This window comes from Streptomyces sp. NPDC052064, from assembly GCF_055585925.1.
Genome location: NZ_JBVJJE010000018.1, coordinates 132,284 through 148,385, shown reverse-complemented (window position 1 = coordinate 148,385; position 16,102 = coordinate 132,284). Strand labels below are relative to the sequence as shown.

The window sequence follows — 16,102 nt, the reverse complement described above, 5'->3', positions numbered from 1 at the left end:
CCCACTCGTCATCTGTCAGATCGCCCCGCCCCATGCCCACCACAACGACCCGGGCACGAGGCGGTCACATGATCGCCCGGACAGCTCCTAGGCGAAAATCACAGTCCGCCGCCCATTGAGCAGAATCCTCCGCTCGGCATGCCACTTCACGCCCCGGGCCAGCGCCTGGCACTCCACATCGCGCCCGATCGCGACCAGCCCCTCCGGCGTCACGTCATGCCCGACCCGCTCGACCTCCTGCTCGATGATCGGCCCCTCGTCAAGATCAGCCGTCACGTAGTGAGCAGTCGCCCCGATCAGCTTCACGCCCCGGGCGTGAGCCTGGTGATACGGCTTCGCCCCCTTGAAGCTCGGCAGGAACGAGTGGTGGATGTTGATGATCCGCCCGGCCAGCGCCTTGCACAGGTCGTCCGAGAGCACCTGCATGTACCGGGCGAGAACGACCAGCTCGACACCCTCCTCACGCACGATGTCGAGCAGCCGCGCCTCCGCCTCCGGCTTCGTGTCCTTCGTCACCGGGATGTGGTGGAAGGGGATGTTGTACGAGCCCACCAGCTCCGCAAAGTCCGTGTGGTTGGACACCACACCCGCGATCTCCACCGGCAACGCCCCGGTCCGTGCCCGGAACAGCAGGTCGTTCAGGCAGTGCCCGAACTTGCTGACCATCAGCAGAATGCGCATCTTCTCGTCGGCCCGGTTGATCTGCCAGTCCATCTGGAAGGAGTCACCGATCGCCGCGAAGCTGGCCCGCAGCTTGTCCAGGCTCACCGGCGCCTCCGCCGAGAAGTGGACCCGCATGAAGAACAGGCCCGTGTCGTGGTCGCCGAACTGCTGGCTGTCCTCGATGTTGCAGCCGGTCATGAACAGATAGCTCGACACGGCGTGCACGATGCCCTTCCTGTCCGGACAGGAGAGGGTGAGGACGTACTGGTCGGCCGGGGCCTCGGCGCGGGTGGACTGCTCATTCATGCAGGACAGGTTCCCACAAGGACCGACACGACCGGCAATCGTCCCGCTAGGCGGACCTGGTCATGATCTGCAGTACTTCCAGGCTCCGCGGCGGCGTGTCCGGCTCCTCGCCGTCGCTCGCGGCCAGCCGCACATGCGCGTCCCGGGCCGCCCGCACCGCCTCCGGCCACGCCTGGTGCTCGAGGTACGTGGCGACCGGCGCGTCCGGCCCGACCTGGTGCATGATCCGCAGCACCCGCAGCACGGCGGTGTCGACGAGGGCCGCCTCCTGCGAGTCGCGGAAGATCGTGCCGACGTACTTCTCGGCGGACCAGTGATCCAGCCACGTGTCCTCCACCAGCCGGTACACCGCGTCGGTCACGTCGCCGTAGCCGTCCACGCCGGCCAGCCAGACGTCCCGCTGGAACACGGGATCGGAGAGCATGTGCAGCGCCGAGCGCACGTTGCTGCGCCAGCGCCACCACGGCATGTCATTTACGGGCATGCCGCCCATGGTGGATGAGCGACGGCCACGACGGGAAGAGTTCTCCGAAGCTTGCACGGTCATCGATCGTACGTTCCCCTCCACATCGGTCACACCGACCCCTGCAATTCACGTGTGCGTCACCAATTGTTGCCCTGAGAACACTCGCGGGTTAGCCATGTGGCGGAATCGTGCGGGGTCATGACCGGCAGGCGACACACCCGCAGCACATTCCTCCCCGGCCTCCTCACCCGTCACGCCAAAAACGGCGTCCTCTCCGCGGGCACGGCGGTCGCGTGCGCGGCTCTCGTCGCCGGCTGCGGGGTCGTCCCCGGTGTCACGGGGGGTGCCGGGGGCGACCCGATCACCGTCATGACCTGGGCGCCGCAGGACACCAAGGCCACCAACAAGCCCGGCATGCCCGCCTTCGCCCGCGCCTACGCCCGCTGGATCAACGCCAAGGGCGGGATCAACGGGCGCAAGCTCAACGTGCTGACCTGCAACGACCACAACGACAGCGTGGCCGCCGCCAAGTGCGCCCGGCGGGCGGCCAAGGAGAACGTCGTCGCGGTCGTAGGATCCTACAGCCAGTACGCCGACTCCTTCTTCCCGTCCCTGGAGGGCGCGGGCATCCCGTACATAGGCGGCTACGGCATCACCAACGCCGAGTTCACCAGCCCCCTGTCCTACCCCGTCAACGGCGGCCAGCCCGCGCTGCTCGCCGGTCTCGGCAGCGCCCTGGCCGGCTGCGGACCGGTCGCGCTCATCCGCCCCGACACCATCGCGGGCGACCAGCTGCCCCCGCTGCTCGACTCCGGCCTGAAGGCGGGCGGGCACTCGCCCGCGAGGGATCAGCGGGCGGCGGAGGACGCCACCGAGTACGACGGTCACGCCGATCTGGCGCTGCGGACGACGACCAGGGACGCGGGGGACGAGGGGTGTGTGGTGCCCGCGCTCGGGGACCGCAACGGCACCTTCATGGACTCCTTCCGCCGGGCCCGCGAGGACTACCCCGACGTACGGACGGCCACCGTGCTCGGCAGCGTCGACCAGACGGTGATCGACGCGACCGGCGGGGCGTCGGGGCCGTACGAGGGCTCGTACATCACCGGCTGGTACCCGGTGGCGAGCGATCCGCGCTGGGACGGGATGAAGCGGGTGATCAAGGAGGAGGCCTTCGACGACAACCGCATCGACCCCGCGGACGCCGGCGTGCAGACCACGTGGATCGCCTACACCGTGTTCCGCAGGGTCGTCGAGTCGCTCGGCGACGGGGAGGTGACCGCCGACACGGTCACGGGGGCCCTCGACGACGGCCTCAGGATCAGCACGGGCGGGCTCACGCCGACGCTTCGGTGGCGGTTCCAGGACAAGCTCGCCGCCGTCGGCTTCCCGCGCCTGGTCAATGCGAACGTGACCCTTCAGGTGGTGCGGGAGGGACGGCTGGTGTCGGCGCGGAAGGGCTTCGTCGACACGACGAAGCCCCTTGAGAACGCCGACGTGAACTACTGAGCCCCGGCTCAGCACTTCACGCCCGGGTCGGATCACCTCACAGCTGCGTCGGCTGTCGCTCGGTCAGGCCGTACGTCTTCGCGATGCCGTTCCACAGCTTGGCCGCCTTGGCCTTCTCGGCGCTCGCGACACCACTGGCCCGGTTGCCGGCCTGCGTCTGGCCGGTGACGCGGGCCTGGCCCTTCTTGCAGCCCTTCTTGCCGGCGGTCTGGTCGGCCCAGGCCGCGTAGTGGTTGTCGGCCGAGGCGGAGGCTTGCCACGCCTTGGTGAGGGCGGTGGTCAGCGCGGCGTGGTCGGGCAGCTTGTCGACGGTGATGCCGGAGAGCCGGGTGACCAGCCGGCTGCGCTGCTCGGCCGCGCCGCGCAGGTCCTTGGCCGCCTGGGCGAGGTTGTCGCAGCCCTTGACGTCGGCCACCGCGTTGATCACGGTGCTGCGGCTGTTGCCGCTGTCGGCGAGCAGCTTGTCCAGCTCGACCGCCTGTGCGCGGGCCGGGTCGGCGGACGGCGAGGCGGAACCGTCCTTCGCGGGCGCCGAGGCGGCCACGGTCTTGTTGTCGCCGCCCTCGTCGTCACCGCCTCCGCCGCCGGCGAGCAGCGCGCCGGCGCCGACGCCGAGGACGGCGATGCCGATACCGACGGCCGCGATGACCGGCACGCGCGAGCCGGTACGGCCACCGCGACCGGACCGGCCGCCACCGGAGGGATCGCCACCGGAGGGGCCGCCACCGGGCGGGGCGTAGGAGGGCTGGTGCTGCGGCTGCTCGAAGCGGGGCATCTGCTGGGTGGACGCGGCCGGGCTCTCGGCGCCGTGCTCGCTGCGGAAGAGGTTCTCGAACCCGGCGGGCGGCTGCTGGTCACCGCCGGTCACCGGCGCGATGTACTGCGTCGCCTCGGCGTCCGGGTTCGAGGCGGGCGGCAACGGCCCGGTCCCCAGGAACCGCGTCGCCTCGGAGTCCTGCTCGGCGGGCATCTCGGGCGGCAGCGCGCCCGGGCCCACCGGGGGTATGTACTGCGTCGCCCCCTCGTCGGCAGGGGCGGCGGCGACGGGCGGCAGGTACTGGGTCGCCCCCTCATCGGCGGCCGGGGGCAGGGGCGCACGTCCGGCAGCGGGGCCGTGTCCGTCGGCGGCCGGCGGCTGCGGACCACCCGCGGCGGCGGTGGACCCGTACGCGTCACTCTGCTGGGGCAGCTGCCCGCCGGCAGGCCCGTACGCACCGGAGGCCGGCGGCAGGCCGCCCCCGGCGGGAGAGCCGTACTGGGGGTCGCCCGCGGGCGCACCGTACGGACCGGCCTGCTGCGGCAACTGCTGCCCGGCGGCGGGGCCGGTCCCGTACCCACCGGTCCCCTGGGGGCCCGCTGCCCCGGCAGGGGCGTTGTACGCGTCGGCGCCCTGCGGCAGCGAACCACCCTCACCGGCGGGACCGTACGCACCGGAGGCCGGCGGCAGACCGTCCCCGGCCGCATTCCCGTACACGTCGGATTGCTGCGGGAGCTGCCCGCCCGCGCCCTCCGGAGGCAGCGGGGCTCCGCCCGCGGGAGCGCCGTACTGTCCGGCGTCGGCGGGCGGGAGCGCCGTGCCCGGGGCTTCGTACGTACCGGCGCCCGGCGCGCCGTACGGACCGGCGTACGGGTTCGGGGGCTGGGTGCCCTCCGGGGGCAGCGCGCCCGGGCCCGGTGTGCCGGGGGTGGAGTGCTGGGCGTCCCATGCCGGTGGCTCCGTCCATGGCTGGGGCGGTGGGGACTGCCAGCTCTGGCCGGGCTGCGCGGGCGGGGTCTGCTGGTCGGGGCCCCACGGCTGACCCCAGGTCTGGCCCTCGGCGGGCGCGGAGGCCGGGGCCTGGCCGGTCGGGGGCGGGCCGGGCCGACGGCCGGCGGGCGCGTCACCGGGTCCGCCCGTCATGCCCGGCAGCAGGGGCTCGCCACCGTCGGAGGGCAGCACGATGCCTTCGCGCGCGGGGCGCGCCGAGGGCTCCTCGCCCTGTCCACTCTGCGTCACCGGGACTCCTACTAATGGGGGACCTTGTGAATCGTCGGGTCACGCTACCGGGTCCCCGGAGCCCGGTGCCACGCAGCACAGGACGTGACCTCCTGCCCTGTGAGCGCGGTAACAAAACCGGGTCACGGCACGCCGCTCATGTCACCTCCTGCGCGTCAAGCGGCCGTTTCCCGCACGGTCACGCATTCGCAGACTCTGTGTTCACGCCGCCGTCTGAAGGTCCAGCCGCGCGCCGAACTCCCTGACCACCGCCTCGTCCCGGTACGGCTCCAGCCGCTGCTGGAAGTCCTCCAGATACTCGGCGCCCCGGTTGGAGCGCAGCCGCTCCAGCAGTTCGACGGCCTTCATGCCCGTGCTGCACGCCTCTTCGATCTCGCGCTGCTGCACCTGCGCCGTGGCCAACAGCACATAACCGATGGCCCGGCGGCGCGCCCGCGTCTCGGGATGCCCCGACAGCGACTCCTGCGCACACCGCGCCGCCGCCTCGGCCTGCCCCAGGTCCCGGTGGCAGTGCGCCAACTCGTCGGCGAGATAGGCCTCGTCGAAGTGCGCGATCCACGCCGGGTCGTCCCCGGTGTCCGGGTCGGCCGCCTCCAGGGCGCTCACCGCTCGCCCGGCGCTGGACTGAGCGGCGCGCGCGTCGCCCAGCAGGGCGTGCCCGCGCGCCTCCGCCGCGTGGAACATCGACTCCGCACGGGGCGTCACGCGCCCCCGCGCCCCCTCCTGCGCCGCCCGCGCCAACTGTGCGATCTCCCGCGGATTCCCGAGCTGCGCGGCGAGATGGCTCATGGAGGCGGCGAGCACGTACCCGCCGTAGCCCCGGTCCCCGGCCGCCTGGGCGAGCCGCAGGGCCTGGATGTAGTAACGCTGGGCCAGACCGGGCTGCCCGGTGTCCACGGCCATGTATCCGGCGAGCTCCGTCAGCCGGGCCACCGCGGCGAACAGGTCCCGCCCCACCGCCTCCCGGTACGACCCCGCCAGCAGCCCCGAGACGACGCTGTTGAGGTAGTGCACGACGACCGGCCGCACATGCCCGCTGCCGTACTGGTGGTCGAGGTCCACCAGCGCCTGCGTCATGGCCCGTACCGCCTGCACGTCGGACTGCCCGACCCGTGGCCCCGCCGAGCGCGACACCTGGCCGTCGGGTGCGGAGATCAGCCAGTCACGGCTGGGCTCGACCAGCGCGGACGCGGCGACGGAGGAGCCGGCCAGGAAGTCCCGCCGCCCCACGTCACTGCGCCACAGCTCGCAGACCTGCTCGATGGCTCCCACCACCGTCGGCGAGAACTGCAGACCGACGCCCGAGGCGAGGTTCTTGCCGTTGGCCATGCCGATCTCGTCGATCGTGACCGTACGGCCGAGCTTGCGGCCGAGCGCCTCGGCGATGATCGCCGGAGCCCGCCCCCGTGGCTGCTGCCCGCGCAGCCAGCGCGCCACCGACGTCTTGTCGTAGCGCAGGTCGAGCCCGTGCTCGGCACCGCACATGTTGACTCGGCGGGCGAGGCCGGCGTTGGAGCATCCGGCTTCCTGGATGAGCGCCTGGAGCCGTTCGTTCGGCTGCCTGGCGACGAGCGGCCTTGCGGCCATGGCGTACCCCCTGTGGCTGCGGTGCCTGCCCACGCACCGAGTTGACGTGTCTTCCGCGGCCGAGCCCCTTCACGTCCCAGCGAAAGGATCCGGCCGTGAAGATCAATGCCCCGCCGACCAGGCGAAAATGCGAGGCATGTGAGGATTGCCGGGGTAACGGCTGCTGCCGGCCCCACTCGTGGCTACCCAGCCCCGGCCACGGTTCCTCCTGCGCGCCCCCGCACATGCACCCATGCGCCCCGGCCCCAGGGGCGATGCTCCTCCCCGCGCACGCGGGCGGGCGTAACCCCTGGTGACGACCAGAGTTGTGTTCATCGTGGAAGAGACGATCGCCGGCACCGAAGCCGCTCAGATCCCGAAGCAGCGCGGGGAATCGCTGCTGGAGACCGCTGTCCGCTACGCCGAGGAGCGCCACTGGGACGTGTTCCCCGGCACCTGGCTGGAAGCCGCCGACGGCGCTCAGCGCTGCTCCTGCGGTGACGCCGCGTGTCCGGCCCCGGGATCGCACCCGGCGCGCCCGGACTGGGAGTCGCAGGCGACGGGCAGTGCGACCGTCGCGCGGCGGATGTGGCAGAAACAGCCGACGGCGTCGATCCTGCTGCCGACGGGGCGTACGTTCGACGCGGTTTCCGTGCCGGAGACCGCCGGGTTTCTCGCGCTGGCGCGGATGGAGCGGATGGAGCTGACGCTGGGGCCGGTGACGCTCACGCCGGATCGGCGGATGGAGTTCTTCGTGCTGCCGGGGGCGTCGGTGAAGGTGCCTGACCTGGTGCGCAAGCTGGGGTGGTCGTTGTCGTCGCTGGATCTGACGGTGCTGGGTGAGGGCGCGTACGTGGCTGCGCCGCCCACGCGGTTCGGGTCTCGGGGGGCTGTGCAGTGGGCCTGCCGGCCTACGCCTGCGAATCGGTGGTTGCCGGATGCGGAGGAGTTGATCTCGCCGTTGGCTTATGCGTGCGGCAGGGATCGCTAGGCGCCCGTTCGTCTGCCCGGTTGCCGTTGTGTGGCGGCTGCGGGTTGTCCGTGGTTGATCGCGCAGTTCCCCGCGCCCCTGAAGAACGCCACCGTAGGGTTCAAGGTGACGGAGGGAGATGCGGTGGGATCCAGCGCTGTGCGTGTACAGGGGCTCTGGAAGCGGTTCGGGCAGCAGGTCGCTGTTGCCGGGGTCGATCTGGAGTTGCCCGCGGGCAAGTTCATCGGGCTGGTCGGGCCGAACGGGGCCGGGAAGACCACCACGTTGTCGATGGTGACCGGGCTGCTCAGGCCCGACCACGGGACCGTCGAGGTGGTCGGGCACGACGTGTGGCGGGACCCCGTCGAGGTGAAGGCGCGGATCGGGGTGCTGCCGGAGGGGCTGCGGCTGTTCGAGCGGCTGTCGGGGCGGGAACTGCTGGCGTACACCGGGCGGTTGCGCGGACTGCCCGGTGCCGAGGTCGACAAGCGGGCCACGCAGCTCCTCGACGTCCTCGATCTGGCGGGGGCGCAGCACAAGCTCGTCGTCGACTACTCGACCGGCATGCGCAAGAAGATCGGGCTCGCCGCGGCTCTCCTCCACAATCCCGAAGTGCTGTTCCTGGACGAGCCGTTCGAGGGCGTCGATCCCGTCTCCGCCCAGACCATCCGGGGCGTCCTGGAGCGGTACACCGCCTCGGGCGCCACGGTCGTGTTCTCTTCCCACGTCATGGAGCTCGTCGAGTCGCTGTGCGACTGGGTGGCCGTCATGGCCGCCGGGCGGATCCGTGCGCACGGGACGCTGGCGGAAGTGCGCGGCGACGCGCCCTCGTTGCAACGGGCGTTCCTCGAACTCGTCGGGGCGCAGAGCCGGGACGCCGGGTCCGATCTCGACTGGCTGGGCGGCGGGTCCCGGTGAGCGACTCCACGATCACACCGGTCTTCGTACGGCTGAAGCTGTCGCTGCTGCGCAACGGGCTGCGGCAGTCCGGCGGGCGGAAGGCCGCCTACATCGCGTCGGCCGTGTGTGCTCTGTTGTTCGCCGCACTGCAACTGATCGGCCTGATCGCGCTGCGCGGGCACGCGCACGTCGAGTCGCTGGTCGTGCTGGCGGCGGCGGTTCTGGGGCTCGGCTGGGCGGTGATGCCGCTGTTCTTCCCCAGCGGTGACGAGACCCTCGACCCGACCCGGCTGGTGATGCTGCCGCTGCGGCCCCGGCCGCTGGTGCGGGCCCTGCTCATGGCGTCGCTGGTCGGCATCGGGCCGCTGTTCACTCTGTGCCTGCTGATCGGTTCCGTGGTGGCGGTGGCCCGGGGCGGGGCGGCGTTCGCGGTGGGGGCCGTCGCCGTCGCCCTGGCTCTGCTGGTGTGCGTGGCTCTCGCGCGGGCCGTCGCCGCCGCCAACGTACGACTGCTGACCAGCCGCAAGGGGCGGGACCTCGCGGTCCTGAGCGGACTGGTCATCGCGATCGGGGCGCAGGTCGTCAACTTCGGCGCGCAGCGGCTCGGGGCGTCCGGGCTGGGCGAACTCGACCCGGCGGCGGACGTGCTCCAGTGGGTGCCGCCCGCGTCGGCCATCGGGGCCGTGCACGCGGTGAGCGAGGGGTCGTACGGTCTCGCCGCCGCGCAACTGGCGCTGACCGCCGGCGCGCTGGCCGCGCTGCTCGCCGTGTGGTCACGGCACCTGACCCGGCTGATGACCTCGCCCGACGGGTCGACGCTGCCGGCCGCCGAGTCGGCCGCCCGCGAGCGGACGTCGACCGGGCTGGGGCGGCTGCTGCCCCCGGGCCGTACGGGCACGGTCATGGAGCGCAGCCTGCGGTACGTGTGGCGCGACCCCAAGACCAAGGCGGCCTGGGTGACATCACTGGCCATCGGGCTGATCGTGCCGGTGTTCAACGCCTGGCAGGGCACCGGGTCCGTGTACTTCGCCTGCTTCGCCGCCGGGATGCTCGGCATCCAGATGTACAACCAGTTCGGGCAGGACACCTCGGCGTTCTGGATGGTCGCGATGACGATCTCGTCGACCCGCGACGCCTATGTCGAACTGCGCGCCCGCGCGCTGGCCCTGCTGCTGATCACCCTGCCGTACGCCACGCTCGTGACCGTGGTGACGACCGCCATGCTCGGCGACTGGCGGCGGCTGCCCGAGGCGCTGGGGCTGTCCTTCGCGCTGCTCGGCGCGATGCTCGCGACCGGGGCGTGGACGTCCGCCCGCTTCCCCTACTCCATCCCGCAGGAGGGCTACAAGAACGTCGCCCCCGGGCAGACCGGGCTCGCCTGGATCTCCATCTTCGGCGGGATGATGGCCGCCGCCGTGCTGTGCGCGCCCGTCATCGCGCTCACGATCTGGCTGAACGTGAGCGCCGAGGGCGACGACTGGACGTGGCTGCTGCTGCCGGTGGGAACGGGGTACGGAGCGGTGCTCGCGGCGGTGGGACTGCGGCTGGCCGCTCCACGGACGGCCCGGCGGTTGCCGGAGATCCTCACGGCGGTCAGCAAGGGGTGACCGCGGGGCGTCAGTCGGTCCCGAGGGCGTCCAGGAACGGTTCGATCGCCGCGCGCCAGGCCTCCGGCTGGTCGTAGTGGACCAGGTGGCCGGCGTCGGCGACCTCCGCGTACTGGCCGCGGGGCAGGACGCGGACCATCTCCTGGGCCTCGGCCCGGCCCAGCTCGCCGTCGAGGCCGCGCACCACCAGGGCCGGGCACCGGACCTGGGCCAGCTCCTCCCAGTGCGCGTCGTACACCCAGGTCTCGCGGGAGCGGAGCATCTGCTCCGGGTCGAAGACCGGACGCCAGCCGTCCGGGGACTCGGCCATCACCTCGGCGTAGAACTCGCCGCGGGCCGGGTTGGGCCGCTCCACCCACGGGTCGTCCTCGCCGAACCACTTGCGGACGTCGGCGAGCGTGGCGAACGGCAGCGGCCAGGACTTGAACCACTGGTCCCACTCGCGCTGCGAGGCGGCGCCGAGCGCGGAGGCCCGCATGTCGCAGATGATCAGGCCACGGACCAGATCGGGGCGCTTGGCGGCGAGCTGCCAGGCGGTCAGCGCGCCCATGGCGTGGCCGATGAGGACGACCGGAGCGAGGCCGAGCTGTTCGAGAGCGGCTTCGGCGTCGTCGACGTAGGCGTCACGTGTGAAGGAGCCCTGCGGGGGCTTGTCGCTACGGCCGTGGCCACGCTGGTCGAGGGCGACCGCCCGGTACCGGCCGGAGAGCCAGCGGGCGGTGGACGCCCAGTGTGAGGCGCGGCCCATGAGGCCGTGGAGTAACAGCACGCCCGGGGAGCCGTCCGGCACGTCCCGCGCCGGATCGGATCCGGCCGGATCGGTCTTGGGCGGGTCGCCGAACTCCCAGGCCGCGAGGCGTACGCCGCCCGTCCCGGTCACGTCGATGCGTCGCGCCATGCCCTGGCACCCCCCAAGCTTCGCGCGGACCGTGGCCGTCTCGGGCCGGTCGGTCCTGTGAACCGTGTTCTGTCGCTGTGCCTGTTGCCGTTCCTTGTGGTTCCTGTCGGAGTGCACATCCCTGTAGCGCGCATTCCGGTTGGTTCGTCACCCGCAGGTTATCGAATGGCTATTCGAGGAGGCCGTTCTCGCGGGCAACACCCCTCGTTCGAGTGACCGCCCGCAAGGATTGATCGCCTCCACCGAGGGGAGATCTTCAGCGGGAGGCGGACCGCTCGGGGAAACCGGTCCGAGGGGAATGACCCTGAGAGCTCGGGGCTCCGGGTCAACACAGGGGAGGACAGGCCCCGGCGCCACACGGCGCCGGGGCTCTCCGCATCTCCACGGCACATCCTTCCGCCCCTTCCCCGGCCGGGCGACAACGCTGTCGGGCCGCGGCCAAGAGCCCTCAGGTCATATGCCTCACGCGACAGCGTCGCACGGGAAGCGAGCGAGCGCTGCCATTCGACGGACTGAATACCGGATTCGACGGGATCACGCCATCGCCACAACCGCCCCACCGGCAACGGAAGTTGGCGACCACCCCGGGACCGGCCGGCGACCGATCGGCTCGGACCGGGCTCGGGGCCGGGCTCCGGACCGGGTTCGTGGCCAGGCTCAGGGCTTGGCGACGAACACGTGGGAGGCGACGTCCGACTCCAGCTCGGCCGCCTCGCCACCGCTGCCGACCAGCACACCGCCCGCCGACTCCGTCACGCTCACCACCGAGCCGGGCTGCACCCCCGCCCGCCGCAGCGTGTACATCAGCTGCGCGTCCGTCTGGATCGGCTCGCCGATACGGCGCACCACGACCGTCTTGCCCTCGGCGCCCGGGTCCAGACTCGCCAGCGACACCATGCCCTCGTCCAGGAACGGGTCGGCGCCGTCCTTCTCGCCGAGCTCCTCCAGACCCGGGATCGGGTTGCCGTACGGCGACTCCGTCGGGTGCCGCAGCAGCTCCAGAACGCGGCGCTCCACGGCCTCGCTCATCACGTGCTCCCAGCGGCACGCCTCGGCGTGGACCTGCTCCCACTCCAGACCGATCACGTCGACGAGCAGACACTCGGCGAGGCGGTGCTTGCGCATCACGCGCGTGGCGAGACGGCGGCCCTCGTCGGTGAGCTCCAGGTGCCGGTCGCTGGCGACGGACACCAGACCGTCGCGCTCCATCCGCGCCACGGTCTGGCTGACCGTCGGGCCGCTCTGGTCCAGCCGCTCGGCGATACGGGCGCGCATGGGGACCACACCCTCTTCCTCCAGCTCGAGGATGGTGCGGAGATACATCTCCGTGGTGTCGATCAGTCCGGACATACGTGCCCCTCGAATGAGATCTGCCGGAGGCTGGACGGCTCACCGGCGTGTGCGCTGGCCCTGCACCCAATTCTGCCGGATACCACCGACAACCGTGCCGCAGGAGGGAAAGCGGGGATTACCCGAGCCCGCGGAGGGGTACAACAGAGCCTTTCACAGCCGTACGGAGCGCTCTCACCGCCCTGCCGAGCTTTTCACGTCCGTATTGACACCACACTGGTCCAGACCGCACCGTGATGCGCGACACTCGCCCTGGGCCAGCCTGAAGGGACTCCCGATGAGTGACCGTGCGCCGGCCGGCCAGTTCCTCGACGCCGCGATCGGTCTGCTGCGGCGGGTCCGCGACGAGGAGGCCGCCGGCATCGCGGCGGCCGGGACGCTCCTCGCCGACACCGTCGAGAGCGGCGGCCGCCTCTTCGCCTTCGGCGCCGGGCACTCCTCCCTCGCCGCGCAGGACCTCGTCTACCGCGCCGGCGGTCTCGCCCTGATGAACCTGCTCGCCGTGCCGGGTGTCGTCGGCGTCGACGTCATGCCCGCGCCGCTCGGCTCCGCCCTGGAACGCCTCGACGGCCTCGCCGGCGCCGTCCTGGACAGTTCCCCGCTCCGCGAGGGCGACGCCCTGCTGATCATCTCCCTCTCGGGGCGCAACGCCCTTCCCGTGGAGATGGCCATGAACGCGCGCGCCCTGGGCGTCAAGGTCATCGGCGTGACCTCGGTGGCGTACGCCTCGGAGACGAAGTCCCGGCACGCCTCGGGGACGTACCTCAAGGACCACTGCGATCTCGTCCTCGACTCGAAGATCGCGGTCGGCGACGCGGAACTCACCCTCGACAACGTGCCCGCCCCCTTCGCCCCCGCCTCCACGGTCGTCACCTCGGCCCTCCTCCAGGCCGTCATGGCGGCGACGGCCGCCACGCTCGCCGACCGCGGCGTCGAACCCCCGCTCCTGCGCTCCGGGAACGTCGACGGGGGCCACGACTGGAACGGGCGGGTGATGGAGCGGTACCGGGACCGGATCTTCTACCGGCACTGAGGCCAGATGGGCGTCGGCACGCCCTCACGCCTCGTCCGACAACCCCGCGAGATCCAGCGCCCCGGCGATCCGGACCGCCACGTCCTCCGCGTACATCGCGTCGGACCGCTCGAAGGCGCTGCGCCCCGCGCCCCTCAGGAACGTCACGACACCCAGTGTCCGCCCCCGGCTGCGCAGCACCGCGCACAGGGCGTGCACGGCGTCCGGCGGCCACTGGCGGGCCAGGGCCCACTCCCGGGCCTGCTCGGGCGAGACGGCGCCCGCGCTCGCCCGCAGCGCGCCGACCCGCTCCACGCACTGCAGGGCCGGATGCCCCTCGGCGTACCGCACGGGCAGGCCCGCGCGGTCGGCGAGCTTGCTCGGCCCCGGCGCGCCGGAGGGCGTCGCGGCGACCCGCACCAGCCGTACCGGCCCCTCGGTCTCCGTGTCGGTGAGCGCGCCGCCGGCCACCCGGTCGATCAGCGCGTGGTCGGCGAAACCGGCCAGGGCGAAGTCCAGGTGGATCGTCGCGGCCTCCGCCGGGGCCTCGCACTCGGCGGCGGCCCGCGACGCCCGGTGCAGCTGCTGCATACGGAACCGCAGCAGCGACGCCTCCTGCTCGGCCTGCTTGGCCTCCGTCACGTCCTGGAACAGCCAGCCCACGCCCAGCGGAACCGGTTCCTCGGCGAGCGGCGAGGCCAGCCGCAGGAAACCGCTGCGCCAGCACCGCCGCCGCTCCCCCTCGGACGTACGCACCGTCACCCACACCTCGGCGGGCGCGGGCGGCGCGCCCTCCGCCAGCACATGCTGAAGCGCGCTCTCCAGCTCCTCCACGCCCTGCGAGAGCAGCTCCCCGAGCGGACGCCCGAGCACGGACGTACGCCCCGTGCCCAGCGCCCGGGCCGCGTGCGCGTTCACCACGGCGGGCCGCAGGTCGACGTCCACGAGCACGACACCCCAGCTGGCGTCCTCGAACAGCGCCTCGCTCAAGGCGATCGACCGCTCCAGATCGATCTGCGCGTGCACCTCGCTGAAGGCGCAGTACACACCCGCGGGCTTTCCGTCCGGACCCCGCACGGCCGCCGACTGCGTCCGTACGAGCACCCGCCCGCCGTCCTTCGTCAGCAGCGCGAACTCGTGCACCTGGCGGCCCGGCGCGTGCATGGCGGACAGCAGCCGCCCCTCGACCTCCTCGGCGTCCGCGCTGCGCACGGCCCACCCTGCAAGGCCCCGCCGCCCCACGGCCTCGTCCGCGCCCCACCCCAGAATCCGCTCGGCCTCGCGGTTCCAGTGCGTCACGACCCCGTCGGCGTCGAAGGCGCACAGCGCCGCGTCCATACCGTCCAGCAGCGCGGCAAGCAGATCCGAACCATCCGAGCCGTCCCGCTCGGGCTCGGGCTCGTTCGGCCCCAGCTCGTCGGTGGTCCCACTACGCCGGGAAGCACTCACCTGGACCCCCTGCAGGCTGCGTCCGCACGTACGGCACGTCGGTTCGCTCCTTGCAATCATTCAACTGGAACGTGACCCAGCGCACACCGGGTTCCCGCAACATTGAAGGAATCGTTGTACGGCGGCGATCCCCACGTCAACGCCCGGAGGGCGCCCTGCCGCGGACTCAGTCGATCAACGACAAGGCCCCAGTACCACTCCCGCGCCGCGCGTACACCTCGATCTCGATCTTCATCCGGGGATCCGCAAGGCCGCACACCAACATCGTCGCGGCCGGCCGCACCTCACCGAAGCACTTCCGCAGCACCGGCCAGCACGGTTCGAAGTCCTCCCGCTCCGGAAGCAGGTACCGCACCCGCACGACGTCCGCGAACGAACACCCCGCCTTCTCCAGCGCCGCCCCTATGTTCCGCAGACACTGCTCGGCCTGCTCCACGACATCGCCGGAGATCGTCATGTCCGAGTAGTCGAACCCGGTCGTGCCCGACACATGCACCCAGTCCCCGTCCACCACGGCCCGGGCGTACCCGATCCGCTCCTCGAACACCGAACCGCTGAGAATCGCCTGTCGCTGCTTCATGGGGGTCAAGGTCTCAGAAAAACGGTTGCTCCGAGGGCGGACGGTTTCCTAGGGTTTCCGGTACACGAGAGAGGAGGTGGTTCGGCAGATGTATGAATACCGGACGCGTGAGGTGGCTGCGGGCTAGCGGCCCGACACCACACACAGTGCGGTGCCGGACCAGCACGCGAGCGAAACGTGCAGCCGGCCCAATCTCCAGCAGTCACCCGACCCGCGAGTCGCCGGTACGTCCGGCCGGCTCCTCCTTTGGAGGACCAGGCTCGCGGGTCGTCTGCGTTTTCGGGAGGGGGCGGTGGTGGGCGAGTGGCGCGACGATCGGATCGGCAGCGCTCTGCGGGGCGAGAATCCGGCCGTGATGCGGAGGCTGGACGCCGGGTTCGCGGTGATCGGCGATGTGCAGTTTCTGCCTGGCTACTCGGTGTTGCTGACTGATGATCCCGCGGTGGAGCGGCTGTCGGACCTGCCGCGGGGCAGGCGGCTGGCGTTTCTGGGGGACATGGAGCGGCTGGGGGAAGCCGTCGAGCGGGCCTGTCGGCGGGTGGAGTCGGGGTTTCGGCGGGTGAATCTGGAGATTCTCGGGAACGCCGACGGATTCCTGCACGCGCATGTGTGGCCGCGGTACGACTGGGAGCCCGAGGATCTCGTGCGGCTGCCCGTGTGGCTCTATCCGCGGGAGATGTGGAGCGAGGAGCGGTATGCGCTCGGGGCACGGCATGCCCCGTTGCGGGAGGCGATCGGTGAGGAGCTGGACCGGCTCGGCGGGTGAAAACGTACGGACGGCCGCCGCGCGGAGCCGGAGTCGCTCCGCGCGGCGGCCGTGAGGTGCTTTG

Annotated in this window: 14 protein-coding genes; 6 read left to right on the top strand and 8 right to left on the bottom strand. The window is 71.9% G+C overall.

The annotated features are described in order from the left end of the window. Positions 1-87 precede the first annotated feature (87 nt). Complete coding sequence (purU, locus tag ACZ6TU_RS36570; protein ID WP_469553107.1) at positions 88-969, bottom strand: formyltetrahydrofolate deformylase; 882 nt, start codon at positions 967-969, stop codon at positions 88-90. Between the two features lie 46 nt (positions 970-1,015). Next, positions 1,016-1,516, bottom strand: coding sequence for an SCO4402 family protein (locus ACZ6TU_RS36565; RefSeq protein ID WP_467672843.1), 501 nt, complete (start codon positions 1,514-1,516; stop codon positions 1,016-1,018). Positions 1,517-1,633: 117 nt separating this feature from the next. On the opposite strand from ACZ6TU_RS36565, the gene ACZ6TU_RS36560 reads away from it, so the two are divergent. Next, positions 1,634-2,944, top strand: coding sequence for an ABC transporter substrate-binding protein (locus ACZ6TU_RS36560; RefSeq protein WP_467672841.1), 1,311 nt, complete (start codon positions 1,634-1,636; stop codon positions 2,942-2,944). Positions 2,945-2,981: 37 nt separating this feature from the next. On the opposite strand, the gene ACZ6TU_RS36555 is transcribed toward ACZ6TU_RS36560, so the two are convergent. Next, positions 2,982-4,940 carry a hypothetical protein gene (locus ACZ6TU_RS36555; protein WP_467672839.1) on the bottom strand — a complete coding sequence of 653 codons (1,959 nt, stop codon included), beginning with the start codon at positions 4,938-4,940 and terminating at the stop codon, positions 2,982-2,984. Between the two features lie 201 nt (positions 4,941-5,141). Then, a complete protein-coding gene (locus ACZ6TU_RS36550) occupies positions 5,142-6,527 on the bottom strand; it encodes a transcriptional regulator (RefSeq protein WP_467672837.1) in 1,386 nt (461 codons plus the stop codon). Between the two features lie 307 nt (positions 6,528-6,834). Here ACZ6TU_RS36550 and ACZ6TU_RS36545 point away from each other — a divergent pair, with 307 nt between their 5' ends. The 3 genes from ACZ6TU_RS36545 (at position 6,835) to ACZ6TU_RS36535 (ending at position 9,983) form a co-directional block, all read left to right on the top strand. Then, positions 6,835-7,497 (top strand): bifunctional DNA primase/polymerase, encoded by a 663-nt coding sequence (locus ACZ6TU_RS36545; protein ID WP_467672835.1) that lies wholly within the window; start codon positions 6,835-6,837, stop codon positions 7,495-7,497. A 105-nt stretch (positions 7,498-7,602) separates the two neighbouring features. After that, the gene (locus tag ACZ6TU_RS36540; protein WP_338780226.1) at positions 7,603-8,394 is read left to right on the top strand and encodes an ABC transporter ATP-binding protein; all 792 of its coding nucleotides are present in this window, start codon (positions 7,603-7,605) and stop codon (positions 8,392-8,394) included. Then, on the top strand, positions 8,391-9,983 hold the full coding sequence (locus ACZ6TU_RS36535; RefSeq protein ID WP_467672832.1) for a transporter: 1,593 nt from the start codon (positions 8,391-8,393) through the stop codon (positions 9,981-9,983). The genes ACZ6TU_RS36540 and ACZ6TU_RS36535 overlap by 4 nt, the downstream gene beginning before the upstream one ends. A 10-nt stretch (positions 9,984-9,993) precedes the next feature. Here ACZ6TU_RS36535 and ACZ6TU_RS36530 read toward each other — a convergent pair whose 3' ends face one another. Next, entirely contained in the window at positions 9,994-10,881 is an 888-nt protein-coding gene (locus ACZ6TU_RS36530; protein ID WP_467672830.1) for an alpha/beta fold hydrolase, read from the bottom strand. A gap of 657 nt (positions 10,882-11,538) precedes the next feature. Continuing rightward, entirely contained in the window at positions 11,539-12,231 is a 693-nt protein-coding gene (locus ACZ6TU_RS36525) for a metal-dependent transcriptional regulator (RefSeq protein WP_010035781.1), read from the bottom strand. Positions 12,232-12,508: 277 nt separating this feature from the next. On the opposite strand from ACZ6TU_RS36525, the gene ACZ6TU_RS36520 reads away from it, so the two are divergent. Further along, a complete protein-coding gene (locus tag ACZ6TU_RS36520; protein ID WP_467672828.1) occupies positions 12,509-13,264 on the top strand; it encodes an SIS domain-containing protein in 756 nt (251 codons plus the stop codon). 24 nt (positions 13,265-13,288) lie between these two features. On the opposite strand, the gene ACZ6TU_RS36515 is transcribed toward ACZ6TU_RS36520, so the two are convergent. After that, positions 13,289-14,692, bottom strand: a complete 1,404-nt coding sequence (locus tag ACZ6TU_RS36515) for a PAS domain-containing protein (RefSeq protein WP_467672826.1) — start codon at positions 14,690-14,692, stop codon at positions 13,289-13,291. A 166-nt stretch (positions 14,693-14,858) separates the two neighbouring features. Continuing rightward, complete coding sequence (locus ACZ6TU_RS36510; RefSeq protein WP_467672824.1) at positions 14,859-15,272, bottom strand: RidA family protein; 414 nt, start codon at positions 15,270-15,272, stop codon at positions 14,859-14,861. Between the two features lie 292 nt (positions 15,273-15,564). Here ACZ6TU_RS36510 and ACZ6TU_RS36505 point away from each other — a divergent pair, with 292 nt between their 5' ends. Continuing rightward, a complete protein-coding gene (locus ACZ6TU_RS36505; protein WP_467672822.1) occupies positions 15,565-16,038 on the top strand; it encodes a diadenosine tetraphosphate hydrolase in 474 nt (157 codons plus the stop codon). Positions 16,039-16,102: the final 64 nt, after the last annotated feature.